At 41.6% G+C, this 18,747-nt stretch carries 14 protein-coding genes; 10 read left to right on the forward strand and 4 right to left on the reverse strand.

Translation table 11 applies throughout. From position 1 onward, the window contains the following. Positions 1-180 precede the first annotated feature (180 nt). The 7 genes from dnaA to M1F05_RS00035 all read left to right on the forward strand — a co-directional run bounded on the left by dnaA (position 181) and on the right by M1F05_RS00035 (position 11,652). Positions 181-1,572 carry a chromosomal replication initiator protein DnaA gene (gene dnaA / locus M1F05_RS00005; protein ID WP_206085627.1) on the forward strand — a complete coding sequence of 464 codons (1,392 nt, stop codon included), beginning with the start codon at positions 181-183 and terminating at the stop codon, positions 1,570-1,572. Positions 1,573-1,577: 5 nt separating this feature from the next. Beyond that, the gene (gene dnaN / locus M1F05_RS00010; protein ID WP_206085625.1) at positions 1,578-2,678 is read left to right on the forward strand and encodes a DNA polymerase III subunit beta; all 1,101 of its coding nucleotides are present in this window, start codon (positions 1,578-1,580) and stop codon (positions 2,676-2,678) included. Between the two features lie 9 nt (positions 2,679-2,687). Beyond that, positions 2,688-3,782: a DNA replication/repair protein RecF gene (recF, locus tag M1F05_RS00015; protein ID WP_206085623.1), complete on the forward strand. Its 1,095-nt coding sequence runs from the start codon at positions 2,688-2,690 to the stop codon at positions 3,780-3,782. 18 nt (positions 3,783-3,800) lie between these two features. Further along, positions 3,801-6,215, forward strand: coding sequence for a DNA topoisomerase (ATP-hydrolyzing) subunit B (gene gyrB / locus M1F05_RS00020; RefSeq protein ID WP_206085621.1), 2,415 nt, complete (start codon positions 3,801-3,803; stop codon positions 6,213-6,215). Positions 6,216-6,514: 299 nt separating this feature from the next. After that, a complete protein-coding gene (locus M1F05_RS00025) occupies positions 6,515-9,412 on the forward strand; it encodes an autotransporter domain-containing protein (RefSeq protein ID WP_206085619.1) in 2,898 nt (965 codons plus the stop codon). A 243-nt stretch (positions 9,413-9,655) separates the two neighbouring features. Then, on the forward strand, positions 9,656-11,236 hold the full coding sequence (locus M1F05_RS00030; RefSeq protein ID WP_206085610.1) for a phosphoethanolamine transferase: 1,581 nt from the start codon (positions 9,656-9,658) through the stop codon (positions 11,234-11,236). Positions 11,237-11,304: 68 nt separating this feature from the next. Beyond that, positions 11,305-11,652 (forward strand): DUF1622 domain-containing protein, encoded by a 348-nt coding sequence (locus tag M1F05_RS00035; RefSeq protein ID WP_206085608.1) that lies wholly within the window; start codon positions 11,305-11,307, stop codon positions 11,650-11,652. 77 nt (positions 11,653-11,729) lie between these two features. Here the strand turns inward: M1F05_RS00035 and asd are convergent, their stop codons facing one another. The 4 genes from asd to M1F05_RS00055 all read right to left on the reverse strand — a co-directional run bounded on the left by asd (position 11,730) and on the right by M1F05_RS00055 (position 14,328). Then, entirely contained in the window at positions 11,730-12,836 is a 1,107-nt protein-coding gene (gene asd, locus M1F05_RS00040; protein ID WP_206085606.1) for an aspartate-semialdehyde dehydrogenase, read from the reverse strand. A 317-nt stretch (positions 12,837-13,153) separates the two neighbouring features. After that, positions 13,154-13,294 (reverse strand): type B 50S ribosomal protein L36, encoded by a 141-nt coding sequence (gene ykgO, locus M1F05_RS00045; protein ID WP_206085604.1) that lies wholly within the window; start codon positions 13,292-13,294, stop codon positions 13,154-13,156. A gap of 2 nt (positions 13,295-13,296) precedes the next feature. Beyond that, on the reverse strand, positions 13,297-13,557 hold the full coding sequence (locus M1F05_RS00050; protein WP_206085597.1) for a type B 50S ribosomal protein L31: 261 nt from the start codon (positions 13,555-13,557) through the stop codon (positions 13,297-13,299). Positions 13,558-13,704: 147 nt separating this feature from the next. Further along, entirely contained in the window at positions 13,705-14,328 is a 624-nt protein-coding gene (locus tag M1F05_RS00055) for a YagU family protein (RefSeq protein ID WP_206085583.1), read from the reverse strand. A gap of 278 nt (positions 14,329-14,606) precedes the next feature. Between M1F05_RS00055 and nagK the strand changes: the two genes are divergently transcribed. The 3 genes from nagK to M1F05_RS00070 all read left to right on the forward strand — a co-directional run bounded on the left by nagK (position 14,607) and on the right by M1F05_RS00070 (position 18,746). Continuing rightward, a complete protein-coding gene (nagK, locus tag M1F05_RS00060) occupies positions 14,607-15,518 on the forward strand; it encodes an N-acetylglucosamine kinase (protein WP_206085582.1) in 912 nt (303 codons plus the stop codon). 314 nt (positions 15,519-15,832) lie between these two features. Continuing rightward, a complete protein-coding gene (locus M1F05_RS00065) occupies positions 15,833-16,468 on the forward strand; it encodes an OB-fold-containig protein (RefSeq protein WP_206085575.1) in 636 nt (211 codons plus the stop codon). Between the two features lie 76 nt (positions 16,469-16,544). Further along, complete coding sequence (locus M1F05_RS00070) at positions 16,545-18,746, forward strand: flotillin family protein (protein WP_206085573.1); 2,202 nt, start codon at positions 16,545-16,547, stop codon at positions 18,744-18,746. Position 18,747 lies beyond the last annotated feature (1 nt).

Below are 18,747 nucleotides of genomic sequence, written 5' to 3' on the forward strand. Positions count from 1 at the left end.
AGATCTCTGGTGAATTTTGCGGTATGATCGCAGGTCTATTCTGATCCACAGATCAGCAATATGCGGTGAGTTAAAGTTAATCTAAAACCACTCTGAGTCGTTTTAAAAATGGCTCTTAGAAAATTCTGTGTTTAAATCCGTACTTCTTTGTTCCATTGACCTTGTTTAGGGGAGCCCAACGTGTCACTTTCGCTTTGGCAGCAATGTCTTGCCCGATTGCAGGATGAACTACCTGCCACAGAATTCAGTATGTGGATACGCCCCCTTCAAGCTGAATTAAACGATAATACATTGGCACTTTATGCCCCAAATCGTTTCGTTCTCGACTGGGTTAGGGATAAATACATCAATAATATCAATGAATTATTGAATGATTTTTGTGGTTCTGACGCACCTGCACTACACTTTGAAGTAGGCAATAAACCGATTACCGTCGCGCCGGCAGCCCCCCAAGCACGCACCATTCATGAAGTGCCTGCTTTTGCCGTACCGTCAGCCCCCGTTAAACCGAGTTGGGACAACTCAGCCAAAGTACAACCTGATGTCGCTTATCGTTCTAATGTGAATCCTAAGCATACATTTGATAACTTTGTTGAAGGTAAATCGAACCAATTGGCTCGCGCAGCAGCGAGGCAAGTGGCTGAAAATCCAGGTGGCGCCTATAATCCATTATTCCTTTATGGTGGAACAGGTTTAGGTAAAACCCACTTATTACATGCTGTAGGTAACAGCATCATGCAACATAAGGCCAATGCACGTGTCGTTTACATGCACTCTGAACGTTTTGTTCAAGATATGGTCAAAGCTTTACAGAACAACGCGATTGAAGAATTCAAGCGCTATTACCGTTCTGTCGATGCATTATTAATTGATGATATTCAATTTTTTGCCAATAAAGAGCGCTCACAGGAAGAATTTTTCCATACGTTTAACGCATTACTTGAAGGCAATCAGCAAATTATTTTAACATCCGACCGCTATCCGAAAGAAATCAACGGGGTGGAAGATCGCTTAAAATCACGCTTTGGTTGGGGCTTAACCGTCGCTATTGAACCACCTGAACTGGAAACGCGTGTAGCGATCTTAATGAAAAAAGCAGATGAAAATGAAATCCAACTTCCAGGTGAAGTGGCCTTTTTCATTGCAAAACGTCTGCGTTCGAACGTCCGTGAATTGGAAGGCGCGTTAAATCGTGTGATTGCCAACGCAAACTTTACTGGCCGCGCGATTACTATCGATTTTGTCAGAGAAGCACTGCGTGACCTATTAGCACTACAAGAAAAGCTGGTAACTATTGATAATATTCAGAAAACAGTTGCTGAGTATTATAAAATTAAAGTAGCAGATTTACTTTCAAAACGCCGTTCTCGTTCTGTCGCACGTCCGCGTCAGATGGCAATGGCACTAGCGAAAGAGCTAACTAACCATAGTTTACCTGAAATCGGGGATGCCTTTGGCGGCCGTGACCATACCACGGTGTTACACGCTTGTCGTAAAATTGAACAGTTACGAGAAGAAAGCCATGACATCAAAGAAGATTTTTCTAATTTAATCAGAACATTATCATCTTAATTGCTATGAAATTTATAATAGAACGCGAGCAGTTATTAAAACCGTTACAACAGGTTAGTGGTCCTTTAGGTGGGCGTCCAACTCTGCCTATTTTAGGTAACCTTTTATTACAGGTAAAAGAAGGCACCCTCCAACTCACTGGAACCGACCTTGAAATGGAGATGATGGCCAATGTCACCCTAACTGGGGAACATGAAGTTGGCGCAACAACGGTGCCCGCACGCAAATTTTTCGATATTTGGCGTGGATTACCTGAGGGTTCTGAAATTCATGTAGAGCTCAATGATGACAGACTGCTCGTCCGTTCTGGTCGTAGCCGCTTCTCATTATCGACGCTGCCTGCGGCTGATTTTCCAAACTTGGATGATTGGCAAAGCGAGGTTGAGTTTTCTCTTCCGCAATCAATACTGAAACGTTTAATTGAAGCGACTCAGTTTTCAATGGCGCACCAAGATGTCCGTTATTACCTCAACGGCATGTTATTTGAAACTGAAGACCAAATGCTCAGAACCGTTTCAACCGATGGCCACCGTTTGGCTGTTTGCGCGATGGATATTGGTCAATCACTGCCATCCCACTCTGTCATTGTTCCACGTAAAGGCGTGATTGAGTTAATGCGTTTATTAGATGGTGGCGATGCACCTCTGCAATTGCAAATTGGCAGCAATAATATTCGAGCCCATGTTGGCGATTTTATTTTCACCTCTAAATTGGTGGATGGTCGTTTCCCTGATTACCGCCGCGTATTACCGAAAAACCCAGACAAAACATTAGAAGCGCGTTGTGATTTACTTAAACAAGCGTTTTCTCGCGCGGCAATTTTATCAAATGAAAAATTCCGCGGTGTCCGTCTGTATTTTAGCGAAAACCAATTGCGCATCACGGCGAATAACCCAGAGCAAGAGGAAGCCGAAGAAATCGTTGACGTGAGCTATCAAGGCACTGAAATGGAAATCGGCTTTAACGTCAGTTACATTTTAGATGTCCTTAACGCACTGAAAAGTGAAAATGTACAGCTGCTGCTAACTGATGCAACTTCTAGCGTACAAATTGAAGATGCCGACAGCAAAGCCGCTGTTTATGTCGTCATGCCAATGCGTTTGTAATCGGTATTTATGATCCTTTCGCGTTTATTGATCCGCGATTTTCGAAATATAGAAAATGCGGATCTCTCCTTAGCCAATGGGTTTAATTTTCTCATTGGCCCAAATGGGAGCGGTAAAACCAGTATATTGGAAGCAATATACACCTTAGGCCATGGCCGTGCATTTCGCAGCATTCAAGCGAACCGCGTTATACGCCATGAGCAAGAACAATTTATTCTTCATGGTAAACTTAGCCACTTAGATGAAACGCGTAACGACCTTTCATTAGGCTTAAGCAAAAACCGCGAAGGTGACAGTAAAGTCCGAATTGACGGAACAGATGGCCATAAAATAGCTGAATTAGCAAAATTATTGCCAATGCAGTTAATTACCCCTGAAGGTTTTACCTTACTCAATGGTGGCCCTAAATATCGACGCGCTTTCATTGATTGGGGCTGTTTTCACAATGACCCACTGTTTTTCTCTGTTTGGTCAGATTTAAAACGGTTATTAAAGCAGCGAAATGCCGCTTTACGGCAAGTCACTCGTTATGAGCAAATTCGCCATTGGGATGCTCAGTTAGCACCGCTTTCAGAGCAGATAAGCCAATGGCGCCAAGACTATATTTCTGGCATCGCTGAAAATATAGAGCAGACTTGCCAACAGTTTTTACCCGAATTTTCATTATCCGTTTCCTTCCAACGCGGCTGGGATAAAGAAATTGATTATTCAGAACAACTAGAACGCCAATTTGAGCGTGATAGAGCACTAACCTATACCGCTTCAGGGCCACATAAAGCGGACTTGCGTATCAGAGCCAATGGTACACCCGTTGAAGATATGCTATCACGGGGACAGCTCAAGCTGTTGATGTGTGCACTTAGGTTAGCGCAGGGTGAGTTTTTCACCCGTCAGAGCGGGCAGCAATGCCTGTATCTGCTGGATGATTTTGCCTCCGAACTCGATGCGGGCCGCCGTCAATTATTGGCAGCTCGCCTCAAAGCTACGCAAGCACAGGTGTTTGTCAGTGCCATTACACCCGAGCAAGTTAATGATATGATAGATGCAAATAGCAAGATGTTTAGCGTAGAACATGGCAAAATAGAAGTTCAACCTCAGAAATAGAAAGAGCAGGAAACGTTGATGTCGAATACATATGACTCCTCAAGTATCAAGGTATTAAAAGGACTGGATGCGGTGCGTAAGCGCCCGGGCATGTATATCGGTGATACAGACGATGGAACAGGTCTTCATCACATGGTTTTCGAGGTTGTCGACAATGCTATCGACGAAGCCCTCGCAGGCTTTTGTGACGATATCGTTATCACTATCCATGCCGATAACTCTATCTCCGTACAGGATGATGGACGTGGTATCCCAACGGGTATCCACGAAGAAGAAGGTGTCTCTGCCGCAGAAGTCATCATGACCGTTCTGCACGCAGGGGGTAAATTCGATGATAACTCCTATAAAGTTTCCGGCGGATTGCACGGTGTCGGGGTATCGGTTGTTAACGCCTTATCTGAAAAATTAGAATTAGTTATCAAACGTGATGGTAAAGTTCACGAACAAATCTACAAACACGGTGAGCCACAAGGCCCTCTGTCCGTTGTTGGTGAAACTGACCAAACAGGGACACGCGTCCGCTTTTGGCCAAGCATGGATACCTTTAAAGGCATCACTGAGTTCGAATATGATATATTAGCGAAGCGTTTACGTGAGTTATCCTTCTTAAACTCGGGCGTTTCTATCAGACTCATTGATAAACGTGATGGCAAAGAAGACCACTTCCATTATGAAGGCGGTATTAAAGCTTTTGTTGAATACTTAAGCCGTAATAAAACCCCTATCCACCCTTCTGTCTTTTATTTCTCAACCGAAAAAGACGGTATTGGTGTTGAAGTGTCAATGCAGTGGAATGATGGTTTCCAAGAAAACGTTTACTGCTTTACCAATAACATTCCACAACGCGATGGTGGTACTCACCTTGCAGGTTTCCGTGCCGCGATGACGCGTACACTGAACAACTACATGGAAAAAGAAGGTTATCAGAAGAAAAGCAAAGTCAACGCAACAGGTGACGATGCCCGTGAAGGTCTGATTGCGGTTATTTCTGTGAAGGTACCTGATCCTAAATTCTCATCACAAACCAAAGAAAAACTGGTGTCATCCGAAGTGAAAACTGCGGTTGAAACGATGATGAATGAGAAACTGGTTGAGTATTTACTGGAAAACCCAAATGACGCCAAAATTGTCGTTGGGAAAATTATTGATGCCGCACGTGCACGTGAAGCAGCACGTAAAGCTCGTGAAATGACTCGTCGTAAAGGCGCATTAGATTTAGCAGGCTTACCGGGTAAACTGGCTGACTGCCAAGAACGCGACCCTGCATTATCCGAACTGTACCTTGTGGAAGGGGACTCTGCGGGCGGCTCTGCAAAACAGGGGCGTAACCGTAAAAACCAGGCCATCCTACCTCTGAAAGGTAAAATTCTTAACGTTGAAAAAGCGCGTTTTGATAAAATGCTTTCTTCTCAGGAAGTTGCAACCCTGATTACCGCATTAGGTTGTGGTATCGGTCGCGATGAATATAACCCAGACAAACTGCGTTATCACAGCATCATCATCATGACGGATGCGGACGTCGATGGTTCTCACATCCGTACGTTACTGTTGACCTTCTTCTATCGTCAAATGCCTGAAATTGTTGAGCGCGGCCATATCTTTATTGCTCAACCACCACTGTATAAAGTGAAACGTGGTAAACAAGAACAGTACATTAAAGATGACGATGCAATGGACGATTACCTAATTTCTATCGCTCTTGATGGTGCTGAGCTGCATTTAAGTGCTGAAGCACCCGCCATGAAAGGTGAAGAGCTTGAGAAACTGGTTGTCGAATATAATGCAGCTCACCGCATTATCCGTCGTCTTGAGCGTCTTTACCCGCAAGCACTGCTTAACAGCTTGGTCTATCAGTCAACACTCACCGAAGATGACTTAAAAGACAGCGCAAAAGTCGAAGAATGGGCTGCTACGTTAGTTAAACGCTTAGAAGATAACGAACAATTTGGTAGCACCTACAGCTACACAATTACCGAAAATCGTGAGCGCCAGCTATTCGAACCCACTATTCGTATCCGTACCCATGGTGTTGATACCGACTACAATTTAGACTTCGATTTTGTTCACGGCAGCGAATACCGTCGTATCACGCACTTAGGTGACTTAATCAGTGGCTTAATTGAAGAAGGCGCTTATATCCAGCGTGGCGAACGCCGCCAAGATATCAGTAATTTCGAAGAAGCACTGGCTTGGTTGACTCGTGAATCCCGTCGTGGCCTATACGTACAGCGCTATAAAGGCCTTGGTGAAATGAACCCAGAACAACTTTGGGAAACCACCATGAACCCAGAAACCCGCCGTATGATGCGTGTGACAGTGAAAGACGCAATCGCAACTGACCTACTATTCACCACGTTAATGGGTGATGCCGTAGAGCCACGTCGTGCATTTATCGAAGAAAACGCCTTAAAAGCAGCCAATATCGATATCTAATTATTCTGTTGGTTGAATAAAATTCAATAACCCCATACGAAAGTCTGGGGTTATTTTTTATGAAAAATTTTTATAACGATTATCTTATTTCCACGATTTAATTAAATTTATAATAAAAGAATAAAAAAACAACTCCCATCAATAAGAAGCAATTTTACTCACAAGAAAATAATTAAAAATAAAACTTAACACTTTAATTAGTATGACTTTTTTATTCCAAATAACTGTCACAAAAAATAAATATATTATCAATAAACTCCGACAAATGAAAAATCACTAATAGCATTAGCGGGGTTACAATGAGAAAATTTTTTATTTCAGCGTCACTAACTTTATTACCATTCATATTCACGAATACTCTAACAGCAAAAACTCATGTTTTAGAATTAGAGGAAAATATTATTGATATCAGAAGTACATGGCTTGAGGATATTAAAAACAATGTTATTAATAGCACACCTAAAGAAGGCAGTGCAGTTGCTGAGCAAGATAGGCTTATTAGTCGTGAATACACCAGTATCACTGGGGAAAGAAAGAAATTAGCGCTCGCAGATAAATCCCAAGACTCGGGTTATTTATTTAACAGTTATCAAACCATACTGTTTGGTGAACATGATATTAATATAAGAGACCATAAACAATATCAAGAAATCAATTTATTACATAATACAAGTACCCGTGCTTATGACGAAAAAAAACAACGTACACGGTCGATTGATTTTATTCTTAAAGACCACTTTAAACGCGGTCGCCCTTACCAAGTCTTGGATGACGATGGTCATTATATTGCTGAATATTCGAAAATACAGGGCTCATCTTACCCAAGTGGCCATACGTGGAATGGTTTCAAACAAGCCGCAGTATTAGCGATGATTTTTCCCGAAAAAGGCAGCGAAATGTTCAACCGAGCAATTGAATATGGTGAAAGCCGCGTGATTGTTGGCGCACACTTTGCCACCGATACTATCGCTTCTCGTGTCGGTAATTATTATTTATTATCACAACTACTGTCTGATGAAAAAAACACCAAATTCATTGTTGAATCCGCAAAAAATATCCGTAAAGATATTTCATCATCATGTCCAAATAACCAAAAAAACTGCTTAACAGTATCTAGCCCTATCACCAATGAGCATATCGGCTATTATGGAAAAGAAAACACCCAAAATACGGCTAATATCGAGCCTAAAAATATCCCTAAAACTGCCAGTTATTTACTTCGATTACGTTTCCCTTACCTAAATAATAAACAATGGAATAATATTTTAGCCAGCACGGCATACCCAAGCCATTCAATTGCTGGGTGGAATATCAAAGAAAATGATCCCAATACTTATTGGGGGTTAATTAACTTACCTGCTGCTTATCAAGGCCCCGCTTGTTTATATGAAAACTTGGTTGTTAATCAAAAAACTAATGATTTGGATATCGCTAATTTTGGCGAGTTAGATGAGTGGAAAAATAATATTCAAGGCGTTGGAAAATTAATTAAAAATGGCCATGGAACCCTCGTATTATCCGGCAACAATACTTTTGCAGGTCTCACCGTCAATCAAGGCCACTTAGTGTTAGCAGGCGAAAATAAATATTTGCAAAAATCCCATATTAATGGCGGCAAAGTGACCCTTAAAAAAAACTTAGACTCCGCAATTGATATTAATAAAGGAACCTTGGATCTCGAAGGGGGGCAGGTCAGAGCCCCAGTTAATATTCATCATCAGGGTTTACTGACGGGCAACGGTAGCATTCAACAATTAACCGCCAACCAAGGCGCTGCAGTTGCTCCAGGTCATTCTATTGGTACAATTAACATTGTTGATTCAATAACTTTTGCGCCTGATAGCCACTATTTGGTGGAAATCACCCCTGAAGGTAATAACGATAAAATCATTAGCCAAGGCAGCGCTTCATTAAAAGGCGGTATCGTCACCGTCTCATTTGAAAACCAAAACGAGCCTCTCTCTAAGCTCGATATTAACCGCTTGTTTGGTACTCAATATACGATCCTTAGCGCTCAAAATGGGGTTAATGGCCAATTCGATACCGTTTTACCTAATTATCAGTTTATTGGAACCACGCTGAATTACGCCCCGAAAGAGGTCACACTTAAAATAGGGCGTAATAATACCCCATTTTCCAGTGCGGCTACCACGCCAAATCAAAAAGCTGCCGCTAACGCTATTGATAGGCTTCCGATAAGCCACCCTCTGTATGAACAAACGTTAAAAAGTCGCTCAAAGCAGGAGGCTCAAACCCTATTTAGTGATGTAACCGGGCAAATATATGCTGACGTATTATCAAACCAATTAAATGATAGCCGTCAAATTAAAGAGGCCGTACTGCAACAAGCTCGCTTATCTGAATCATTAAATAGCGAAGACAAAGGTAATGTGTGGGTTAACATGCTATACGACTGGGATAAAACCACGGGTGATAGCAATGCGACAGGGTATAAATCATCAAGCTATGGTCTATTACTCGGTGCAAACCGACGTTTTATTAATGATAAAATGACATTCGGCATCGCCGCAGGTTTTAGCCAAAGTTCATTATCTAATCACCTAGACCAAGGTCACAGTAATAACTACCATGCCGCTATTTATGGTAGTGCAGTATGGCAACCGATCGCCGTTCGTTCAGGGCTTAGCCATACTTCACACCTCGTTCACACTGAACGCGCAATCAGTGATGGCACAAGTCACTCCGCGAATTATTATACCAATACCCACCAAGCGTTTATTGAAATGGCCTATCCGATTAACACCCGTTGGATGAACCTTGAACCATTCACCAACTTCACTTATATCAACACAACGAATTATGCTATCAATGAGCACATCAACAACACCTCTTTGCAAGCAGGTAAACAGTATATTGGCTCTCGTTTATCGACAATAGGGCTGCGTCTTGATAACCAGTGGAAAGTCGGTAATGAGTCAAATATCAGTCTACATGGTGAACTTAACTGGCAATATCAATATGGCAACTTGAATAGAGGGGTCAAATTGAATTTTTCTGATACGACGAGCGCATTTACGATACATAGTGCCCCAGCAGCACGCCATGGCGTCGCGTTAAAAGTCGGTACAAATATCAATATAAAAGAAAATACTAAGCTATCAATTAACTACAATAAATTTTTATCTGGGCATTATCACGATAACAATATTGATGCCAAAGTTGCGATCGCTTTTTAACCCTGTTTATTCTCCCCCGCTTATGGCGGGGGTTGTTCCACACTGCCAAGGCAGACACTCACCATGACTAAACATCACAAGATTTTACAGTTTTTTACGCCATGATTTTGATTATCTTATCTTTTTTTATGTTATAAACGAATAACAGCCAAAGTTAACTAAATGTTAATTTATAAACTTATGATTTTTAATTTATCCACATAACTTAAGGCAAGGCCAAAAACAGATAAAAAGAGCACCCTAATGCGCCAACTTATTATTCCAATTTATGCGTTATTGATATCTGTCATTCCTATATTTTTCAGTGGGGATGTTAGCCTTATTGCAGACATTGCGATTGTGATTTCAGGTACCCTGATACTACTGCTTTGCGCTGGCGTCTATCGGTTTCTTCTTGGCAAGGTATTTACTGTTTTTGTTTCGCTCTTGTGGGCACTCAATTTATCCGTCTCATTCTTCTTTTATCAAAAACACGATATCCGCTTCTCTTCTTCTATCGCAGAAACCTTTATCAATACCAATAGCAGTGAGACGGTGGGAATGCTTTCCTACAATATTGGCTATGTAATTTTCTATCTATTTGTTTTTACTTTATATTTATCAAGTATTCATCTATGTGCAAAATATATGAATCGCCGTACCGCCGCGATAAGCTTGGCACTCCTTTGCGGTTATCTACTAGCCATCCCAGCCTATTACGCATCACTGTTTAGTAAGCCTGATAGCGCATTATTAATCACTGAAAAATACTTACTGAATACACCGTTCTACAATGCCGCAGCGCTAGTCAAAAATTTATATGAAAACCGCGGGATCAAGAAAATATCGTCCCAGAAAGTTTCGTTTAATTATCAGAAAAAAAACTCTGAAACCCAAATCTATGTGCTTGTCATTGGGGAATCGCTACGTCGTGACCATATGAGTTTCTACGGCTATCAGTATGATACAACACCTAATTTGAATAATCGAAAACCCCAAATTTTTGCGTTTCAACAAGCCTATTCCCCCGCGCCTGTCACCATCTTGTCGGTTCCTATTTCATTGTCTAACATCCGTTTTGAGCAGATGCAGGACAAATCACATTATGCAGACAATATTATTTCATTAGCGAATCACGCGGGTTTTAAAACGTATTGGATCAGCAATCAGGGCAAAACGAACAAACGTACCAGTATCATTTCTGCAATTGCTTCGATGTCACAACAGAAAGCTTGGAACGAATTTGTTGGCTATGATGAAGAACTGCAAGATGATTTCCGTGATGCTCTCAATGACCCAACCGATAAACAAAAGCTCATCGTTTTACATACCTATGGGAGCCATGAACCTGCTTGTAACCGGTTTCCTGAAGACGAGCTAAAAACATTTAGTGGCCAAGAAGATGACGATTGCTACGACAGTTCAATTGCTTATACCGATAAATTTATCGAAAACCTTATGCAGCAACTCGAAGGTAAACCTGCGACTTTGATGTACTATTCAGATCACGCATTGCAACGCTTAGACAGTGATAACACTATTCACTACCACCATGGTGTTAATAACCCAAGAAAAGAGGCCTATGAAATTCCCTTATTAATTTGGTACAGCCAAAGTGCTAGTAAGCCAACAGTAAATACAACACATTTACACGCCCCTTATTCCACAGCAAATAATTATTGGCTAATCAGTGATTGGCTTGGTATACAACAGCGCGCATCTCAAGCTTGCTTATCACCTCTGCGCGCATGTTACCAACCAAGCGATAATATTCAGGTAATTGACGGTAACCGAAATTTATTATCCATTAATCAATTACCAACAGAAACGGTCGACCCACAATAAAACTCGATATTTTGCCAATCTTTGCTCATAGTTAGCGCATTGAGTTTCATCTAAATATCGAGGCTTGTATGTTCGAATTAACTTTTTTACGTGAGTTATTAGGCTCTAGCGTTCATGTACTTCAATTACTGTTAGAAACCATTTCTGTCATCTGTGTGATTATTGGTTTAATCAAAACATTAATTGTATGGTTTCGCGTTAAAATAGCGCGTACCGCACGTTATTGCTTTGGTGATTGGTTAGCCACCGCATTAGAGTTTCAGTTAGCAGCGGATATTTTAGCTACCACCGTTGACCCTGATTTAGATAGCCTGATCAAATTAGGTATCATCGCCGTGATCAGGACGTTCCTAAACTATTTCTTAGCAAAAGAATTAGAACACCAGCCACAACAACATCCCCAAAAAATACAATAAATTACCAAGCCCTTTTAACGAAAAAGCCTACACAATGTTCATGTGTAGGCTTGATAAAACACGGTATTAGTTTGTCATTACAGTAAGATTCTCAACATACGGCGCAGCGGTTCAGCGGCGCCCCATAAAAGTTGGTCACCGACAGTAAAGGCAGATAAATACTCTGGGCCCATATTCAGTTTACGCAGGCGCCCTACTGGCGTGCTTAGTGTGCCTGTAACTGCTGCGGGTGTTAGCTCACGCATTGTAATTTCACGGTCATTCGGCACCACTTTCACCCAGTCATTATGGGAAGCCAACAGCTGTTCAACCTCGTTTAATGGAATATCTTTTTTCAGTTTTAAAGTGAAAGCTTGGCTATGACAACGCAGTGCACCAATACGAACACATAAACCATCCACTGGAATGATGTTATTACCCGTTGCTAAAATTTTGTTGGTTTCTGCTTGGCCTTTCCATTCTTCGCGACTTTGCCCATTTTCTAAGGCTTTATCAATCCACGGGATCAAGCTGCCTGCTAATGGCACACCGAAGGCATCTGTTGGCATTGTGCCACTACGGGTAAAGTCGGTGACTTTTTTCTCGATATCTAAAATTGCAGATGCAGGGTCTTGCAGCTCTTTTGCGACTTGCGTGTGTAATGACCCCATTTGAGCTAAAAGTTCACGCATATTACGAGCACCCGCACCCGATGCCGCTTGGTAAGTGGCAACAGATGCCCATTCAACCAAATTATTGGTGAATAAGCCGCCCAGAGACATCAACATCAAACTCACTGTACAGTTACCACCAACAAAGGTCTTAATGCCTTTATTTAAACCATCTTGGATGTGTTGGTTGTTCACTGGGTCAAGGATGATAATCGCATCGTCTTTCATACGTAATGAAGATGCTGCGTCAATCCAGTAGCCATTCCAGCCTGACTCACGAAGTTTAGGGTAAACTTCATTAGTATAATCACCGCCTTGGCAGCTAATGATGATATCCAATGCTTTTAAAGCATCAATATCAAAGGCATCCTGTAAAACACCACGATGACCACCGTAAACCGGTGCTTCAGCGCCATGTTGTGAGGTCGTAAAGAAAACAGGATGAATCGCATCAAAATCACGTTCTTCGACCATTCTCTGCATCAATACTGAGCCGACCATTCCTCGCCAGCCAACAAACCCTACATTTTTCATTTTTATTCACCCTGTTTGTTTAATTTTTACCAAGAAATTTCCAGTTCCAGCTCCATTGGCGTCAATGCGGCCATTTTTTAATCATTCATTCGGCATTCACGGAAGTTGAAGCTCGAAATTTTTCGGATGTATTAAACCTGACAAAATATGAACCGGTGTGCAAGTGAATTTCATCACTATTAGCAGGATGATTAGTAATAAAACTAATGGACGCAGAGAAAAATCAAAAAAAACCACGACAAGGAGTATGTGTTGTCGTGGTTAAGCTAAAAACAAAATGAGGCAATACAGGTAAATTTTTAAAGGAAAAGCAGGAACTAACGTTTTTTCTTGCAACCTTGCACCGCTTTAAAACGCGGATTGGCTTTACAAATCACATATACGCGCCCACGGCGGCGAACCACTTGGCAATCTGGGTGGCGCGTTTTTGCTGTTTTTAATGAACTCAACACTTTCACGTTTACTTATCCTCTGTTCGCAGAAAACGCCCAAAACGTTTCTGGAATTGCGCTGTTTTCCCTTCTTGGGAAATTAATTTTTGTTTTCCCGTGTAGAACGGATGTGATTGAGAAGAGACGTCCAACGTAACATACGGAAAAGTTTCGCCTTCAAATTCAATCGTTTTTTCTGTTTTAATCGTTGAACCCACTTTGAAATAGGCATCCGCACTGGTGTCATGGAAAACAACCGTGCGATATTGAGGATGGATCCCTTGTTTCATAATAACCACCTAAATGTAATGTTATAATATAACAATACACTTTATCAAAAAGGGACGCAATGATTTTATTTGTCAAAAACAAACTAAAGGGGAAGACAGGCGTTATTTTTACCATAACGCCTGTCAGTTGGGGTGAGAATAAAAACCTTAACGATAGCCTTGCGATAAAGGAACTTCAGGGTCTGGCTCACCTGTTATGCGGTTTCTTAAATCGCGACGGATAATCTCAATCGACCAAAACCAAATTAAATGCCCGAAGATTTCAGAAACATTTTCATACCAAGGTAAGTCTAAAAGTGGTGGTGTTAAGCCCATTAAAGGGAATGAAATCATATGAACAAATAACTGTGCTAATGCCCCCGCTAACAAACCTTGCCATAATTTAATTTTTGGGAAAATCTCTGCCACGATGCAGTAACCAATCGCAAAAACCAGTGAAAATAGGATATGCGTCACACCGACCCAATTAAAAATATGTCCTGCGAATGTATACACTGCCGCATTTGGGTCTACCATCCCTAACCAATCCCTTAAAAATACATAAGGTGGATTGAGAAAATTACGTGAGCAGTCCACTTGCTCAGCAACGCGGATCAGTGTTTCTGGTGAACAAGCGGCATTAAACATATCGGTTGGACTACGTGGTGGTAAAGGCACTTCAGCCCCCCACTTCACAAAGGCAGAAACAATCCCACTGATAATACCAACAAAGAACGCAACACCATAACGGCGGCGTTTTTTTTCTGTAATATAAAAGAATCCCCGAGCCATAAAACCTCTTTATTTGACTTAAGTTTTTTTGAGGTTTATTTATTCTCCTTTTATGAACATCCGTAAATGACATGAATCAATAAAATAATAATCACTGATAGAAATAATCACGCTCACCATTGCTACTCTGAGTTCACTGAACAGAAATAAAAACCAAAACGATAATTTCTCCAGCCACAATCTTTTGTATAATTAGGCCATCACACATGATCATTTAATTGTTTATCAAATGGATACATCATTATCGATGATAAACATACCATTTGGGGAAAAGGAAAATGTATTACGGCTTTGACATGGGCGGAACCAAAATTGAACTTGCAGTCTTTGATAATGAACTCAATCAAGTCTGGCAGAAACGTGTTCCGACACCTAAAAATGACTACCAAGCACTGCTGGATGCCTTTCTTGCACTCACCCAAGAAGCCGATGAAAAATTCAATTGCCAAGGGAAAATTGGCGTTGGCGTTCCTGGTATTGTTAATCATGCAGAAGGCACAGTATTTACCACTAACGTTCCCGCAGCGCAGTACAAGCCTCTGATTCATGACTTAACCAATGCGTTACAGCGCCCAGTAAAAGTGGAAAACGATGCCAATTGCTTTGCACTATCCGAAGCTTGGGATCCTGAATTTAAGCGTTATCCAACAGTGTTGGGCTTAATTTTGGGTACAGGTGTAGGGGGTGGCTTTGTCATTAATGGCAAAGTGTTGTCAGGAAAAAATGGGATTGCAGGCGAAATTGGCCACATGAACCTCAGTGTTCGCGCAGCAAAACTATTAGGGGATACCGTCCCTGAAGTAACCTGTGGCTGCGGACAAACAGCTTGTTTCGAGACTTACCTTTCAGGCCCTGGGTTTGAACGTATTTATACTGCATTTACAGGGGAAAAACGCTCTGCTATTGAAATTATTGAGCGATATCATCAGCAAAGCCCTGAAGCAATCGAACACGTTGAACGCTACATGTCTGTATTGGCGATGTTTATGGGGCAAGTCATTACCGTATTCGACCCCGATTTAGTCGTCTTTGGCGGCGGTTTATCGCAATTTGAAGAAATTTACCGGCGTTTGCCTGAAGTTCTACCTCAATATCTGTATGGAATTGCCACTTTACCTGCCATTGAAAAAGCCCGCTATGGTGATTCTGGCGGGGCACGCGGTGCTGCGTTCCTCAACTTAATCGACTAACTTTCCTTTCATACTCCTTGGTAATTATCTGCCAAGGAGTTCATTTACCTTTATTTTCAGATGATAATCATTATCATCCATTTACAAATGGTGCTAAAATAACCGAAGATCCATCGGTTTTATTATCATTGTCATTCTAAGAATAATTTCAGCAAATTATAAATAGAAAACAGCAAGATATTATTAAATTTGGGCGATAAAGACTTGTCTGATACAGCTTGTGGCTAAAAACGCTATTATTGCATTACATACAATAAGGTAATAAACAAAAACATCCGCCGTTACCCCTTAAACAACAATAAAGAGAAAGCCTTATGGGATTGTTTTTTCAGAATAGTTTGATGTTTCCCACCATTGTTTTTAGTGGATTACTCATTATTGTTTTATTTTACTGGTTATGTGCTGCATTTGGCTTACTCGATATTGATGTCTTTAATATCGATACTGAATTTGATGCAGGACTCGACGCTACGGGCTTTGCGGGCTGGCTCACTAAACTGGGCTTAGCAGGAATTCCAGTTACCATTATTCTAACCTTATTTACGCTATTTGGCTGGGTTATCAGTTACTTTTGCGTTTATGGCTTTATCCGTTTTATTGATTCAACCCTATTACGCTACCTTGTTGGCTTTGCCGTATTTGCCATCACACTGTTTATTTCCCTTCATCTCACTGCTTTATGTTTAAAACCTGTTCGTAAAAAACTCGTCAGCCTCAATAAATCCAAAACCGTACATCAGCTTATTGGCAAATTAGCAACTGTACGTTCAGGCTCTGTGAGTGAACAAAATGGGGAAGCGATGTTAGAAGATGGCGGTGCAGGGTTAATTTTACAGATACGCGCACCATCAATCGAGAATTTAAAGCGAGGCGATCGCGTCGTCATTATTAGCTATGATGCGCAGTCCCACAGTTACCAAGTCGTGACGGAAGATGAGTTCCGTCATTAGTTTTCACGATATAGACAATAAACCTTTGCTTGCCTATTTAAAATAACGACCTCGTCGGAACCTATGGAGAAGAAATATGGATTTGGCTGCATTAATGCCCTTTTTAACCATTATTGGCGGGATCATCGTCATTATTTTAGGCTTCTTTGGATTATTTAAAGCCTTCTATATCAAAGTCCCACAAGGTACAGCACTGATTGTGAATGACATGTCTTCACAGCCCAAAGTGCATTTCACAGGTGCGCTGGTCTATCCTGTTATCTACAAAAAAGAATTTATGCGCATTTCACTTCTAACATTAGAAGTGGATCGCCGTGGCAAAGACGGTTTAATTTGCCATGATAACTTGCGTGCGGATATCACTGTTGCTTTTTACTTACGCGTAAATGAAACCACTGAAGACGTATTGAAAGTAGCAAAAGCCATTGGGGTTGACCGCGCTTCTGACCATCAAGCCGTCAGCACCTTATTTAGTGCAAAATTCTCTGAAGCACTAAAAACAGTCGGTAAACAGTTTGATTTAGCGAAACTTTTTGAAGATCGCCAAAACTTCCGTGACCGCATCGTTGATGTGATTGGCAAAGACCTTAATGGTTATGCATTAGAAGACGTTGCCATCGACTACTTAGAGCAAACACCGAAATCTGCCCTTGACCCAAACAATATCTTTGACTCTGAAGGTATTCGTAAAATCACTGAAATTACCGCTATCCATAATATTGAAACGAACCAAAAAGAACGTGACCAAGAGTTAGCGATTCAAAAGAAAAATGTGGAAACACGCGAAGCCAGTTTAGCGCTAGAACGCCAACAAGCGGATGCGGAAGCACGTCAAAAACGTGAAATTGATAATATTCGTTCCCGCGAACAAGCTGAAACCTTGCGTGTTCAAGAAGAAGAACGCTTAAAATCGGAACAAGCACGTATACAAACTCAGCAAGAAATTGAGATTCGTGAAGAAAACCGAATGCGTGAAGTTGAAGTTGCTCAACAAAACCGCACCCGTGCCGTAGCCATTGAAGAAGAACGCGTTAGTCGCGCACGAGAGCTTGAAATCGTTGCCCGTGAGCGTGAAGTTGAGCTACAACGCATTGAAAAAGAAAAAGCATTAGAAGAAGAACGCAAAAATATCTCGAATGTGATCCGTGAACGTGTTGCCGTTGAAAAAACTGTCGCACAGGAAGAGGAACGTATAAAAGAAGTCCGTGAAGTATCCGAAGCTGATCGTATGCGCCAAGTGACTGTGATCAATGCACAAGCTGAAGCTGAAGAGTTATTGGTTCGCCAAGTGAAAAGAGCCGAAGCCGATGAAGCGAGCGCTAAACACAAAGCGGAAGAAATCAGCACCATGGCACAAGCCGAATTAGAAGCTTCAGCCAAACAAGCAGAAGCGAAAAAACGCTTAGCAGAAGGAATTGAAGCTGAACACGCTGCATTAGGTTTAGCAGAAGCACGCGTTCGCCAAGCGACTGCTGAAGCAGAAGAAAAAGAAGGTTTAGTGCTTGCCAATATCACCGCCGAAAAACTGTTAGCAGAAGCGCGCGGCTTAAAAGAAAAAGGTTTAACCGAAGCACAAGTCATGGAAGCCAAAGCGAAAGCAGAGCAACAACAAGGGCTTGCTGAAGCCAAAATCCTCGAAGAGAAATTAGCAGCGCAAGCGCGTGGTGAAGAACAACAAGCTAACGCAAAAGAAAAATTAGGTTTAGCGGATGCAAAAGTCCTTGAAGAGAAACTGGCAGCACAAGCTCGAGGTGAAGGCCAATTAGGTTCAGCACAGGCGGAAGTTATTCGCCAGCGCCTGAAAGCCGAAGCAGACGGCTTAACTGACAAATTCAAATCAATGGATCACCTCAGCGATACCGCACGTTCCCATGAAGAATTCCGTATGCGCCTTGAGAAAGAATTTGAACAAGCTATGGCTTCTATCGATGCCAACAAAGAAATCGCTCGTGAGCAAGCGGATGTCTTGGCTGCAGCGCTTAGCAAAACCAATATCGAAATTGTGGGCGGCGATGGCAACTTCTTCAACACCTTCTCTAAAGCACTTAGCTTAGGTAAGGCTGTCGATGGCTTTATGGATAAAAGTAGCTTTGCCAAAGAAAATGTGGAAAAGCTGATTAACCGCAGTAAAGAAGATAAAAAAATCGATATTGCCGCTTTACTGAGAAACCCTGAAGTTCAAGACCTAATCAATGGCTTTATGGCTGCAAAAGGGGCTGGACAATTAGCAAAAACCGTAACGGCAAAACCCGTTCCACCCGCTGATGACCAACTTTAGT

This window comes from Providencia sp. PROV252 (genome assembly GCF_033676005.1).
Taxonomy (GTDB): domain Bacteria; phylum Pseudomonadota; class Gammaproteobacteria; order Enterobacterales; family Enterobacteriaceae; genus Providencia; species Providencia vermicola.

Excerpts from the sequence above, each read along its gene's own strand:
- asd (WP_206085606.1), bottom strand. The coding sequence starts at position 12,836 with ATGAAAAATGTAGGGTTTGTTGGCTGGCGAGGAATGGTCGGCTCAGTA.
- dnaN (WP_206085625.1), top strand. The coding sequence starts at position 1,578 with ATGAAATTTATAATAGAACGCGAGCAGTTATTAAAACCGTTACAACAG.
- M1F05_RS00035 (WP_206085608.1), top strand. The coding sequence starts at position 11,305 with ATGTTCGAATTAACTTTTTTACGTGAGTTATTAGGCTCTAGCGTTCAT.
- M1F05_RS00055 (WP_206085583.1), bottom strand. The coding sequence starts at position 14,328 with ATGGCTCGGGGATTCTTTTATATTACAGAAAAAAAACGCCGCCGTTAT.
- M1F05_RS00050 (WP_206085597.1), bottom strand. The coding sequence starts at position 13,557 with ATGAAACAAGGGATCCATCCTCAATATCGCACGGTTGTTTTCCATGAC.
- M1F05_RS00065 (WP_206085575.1), top strand. The coding sequence starts at position 15,833 with ATGGGATTGTTTTTTCAGAATAGTTTGATGTTTCCCACCATTGTTTTT.
- nagK (WP_206085582.1), top strand. The coding sequence starts at position 14,607 with ATGTATTACGGCTTTGACATGGGCGGAACCAAAATTGAACTTGCAGTC.
- M1F05_RS00025 (WP_206085619.1), top strand. The coding sequence starts at position 6,515 with ATGAGAAAATTTTTTATTTCAGCGTCACTAACTTTATTACCATTCATA.
- M1F05_RS00070 (WP_206085573.1), top strand. The coding sequence starts at position 16,545 with ATGGATTTGGCTGCATTAATGCCCTTTTTAACCATTATTGGCGGGATC.
- recF (WP_206085623.1), top strand. The coding sequence starts at position 2,688 with ATGATCCTTTCGCGTTTATTGATCCGCGATTTTCGAAATATAGAAAAT.
- M1F05_RS00030 (WP_206085610.1), top strand. The coding sequence starts at position 9,656 with ATGCGCCAACTTATTATTCCAATTTATGCGTTATTGATATCTGTCATT.
- gyrB (WP_206085621.1), top strand. The coding sequence starts at position 3,801 with ATGTCGAATACATATGACTCCTCAAGTATCAAGGTATTAAAAGGACTG.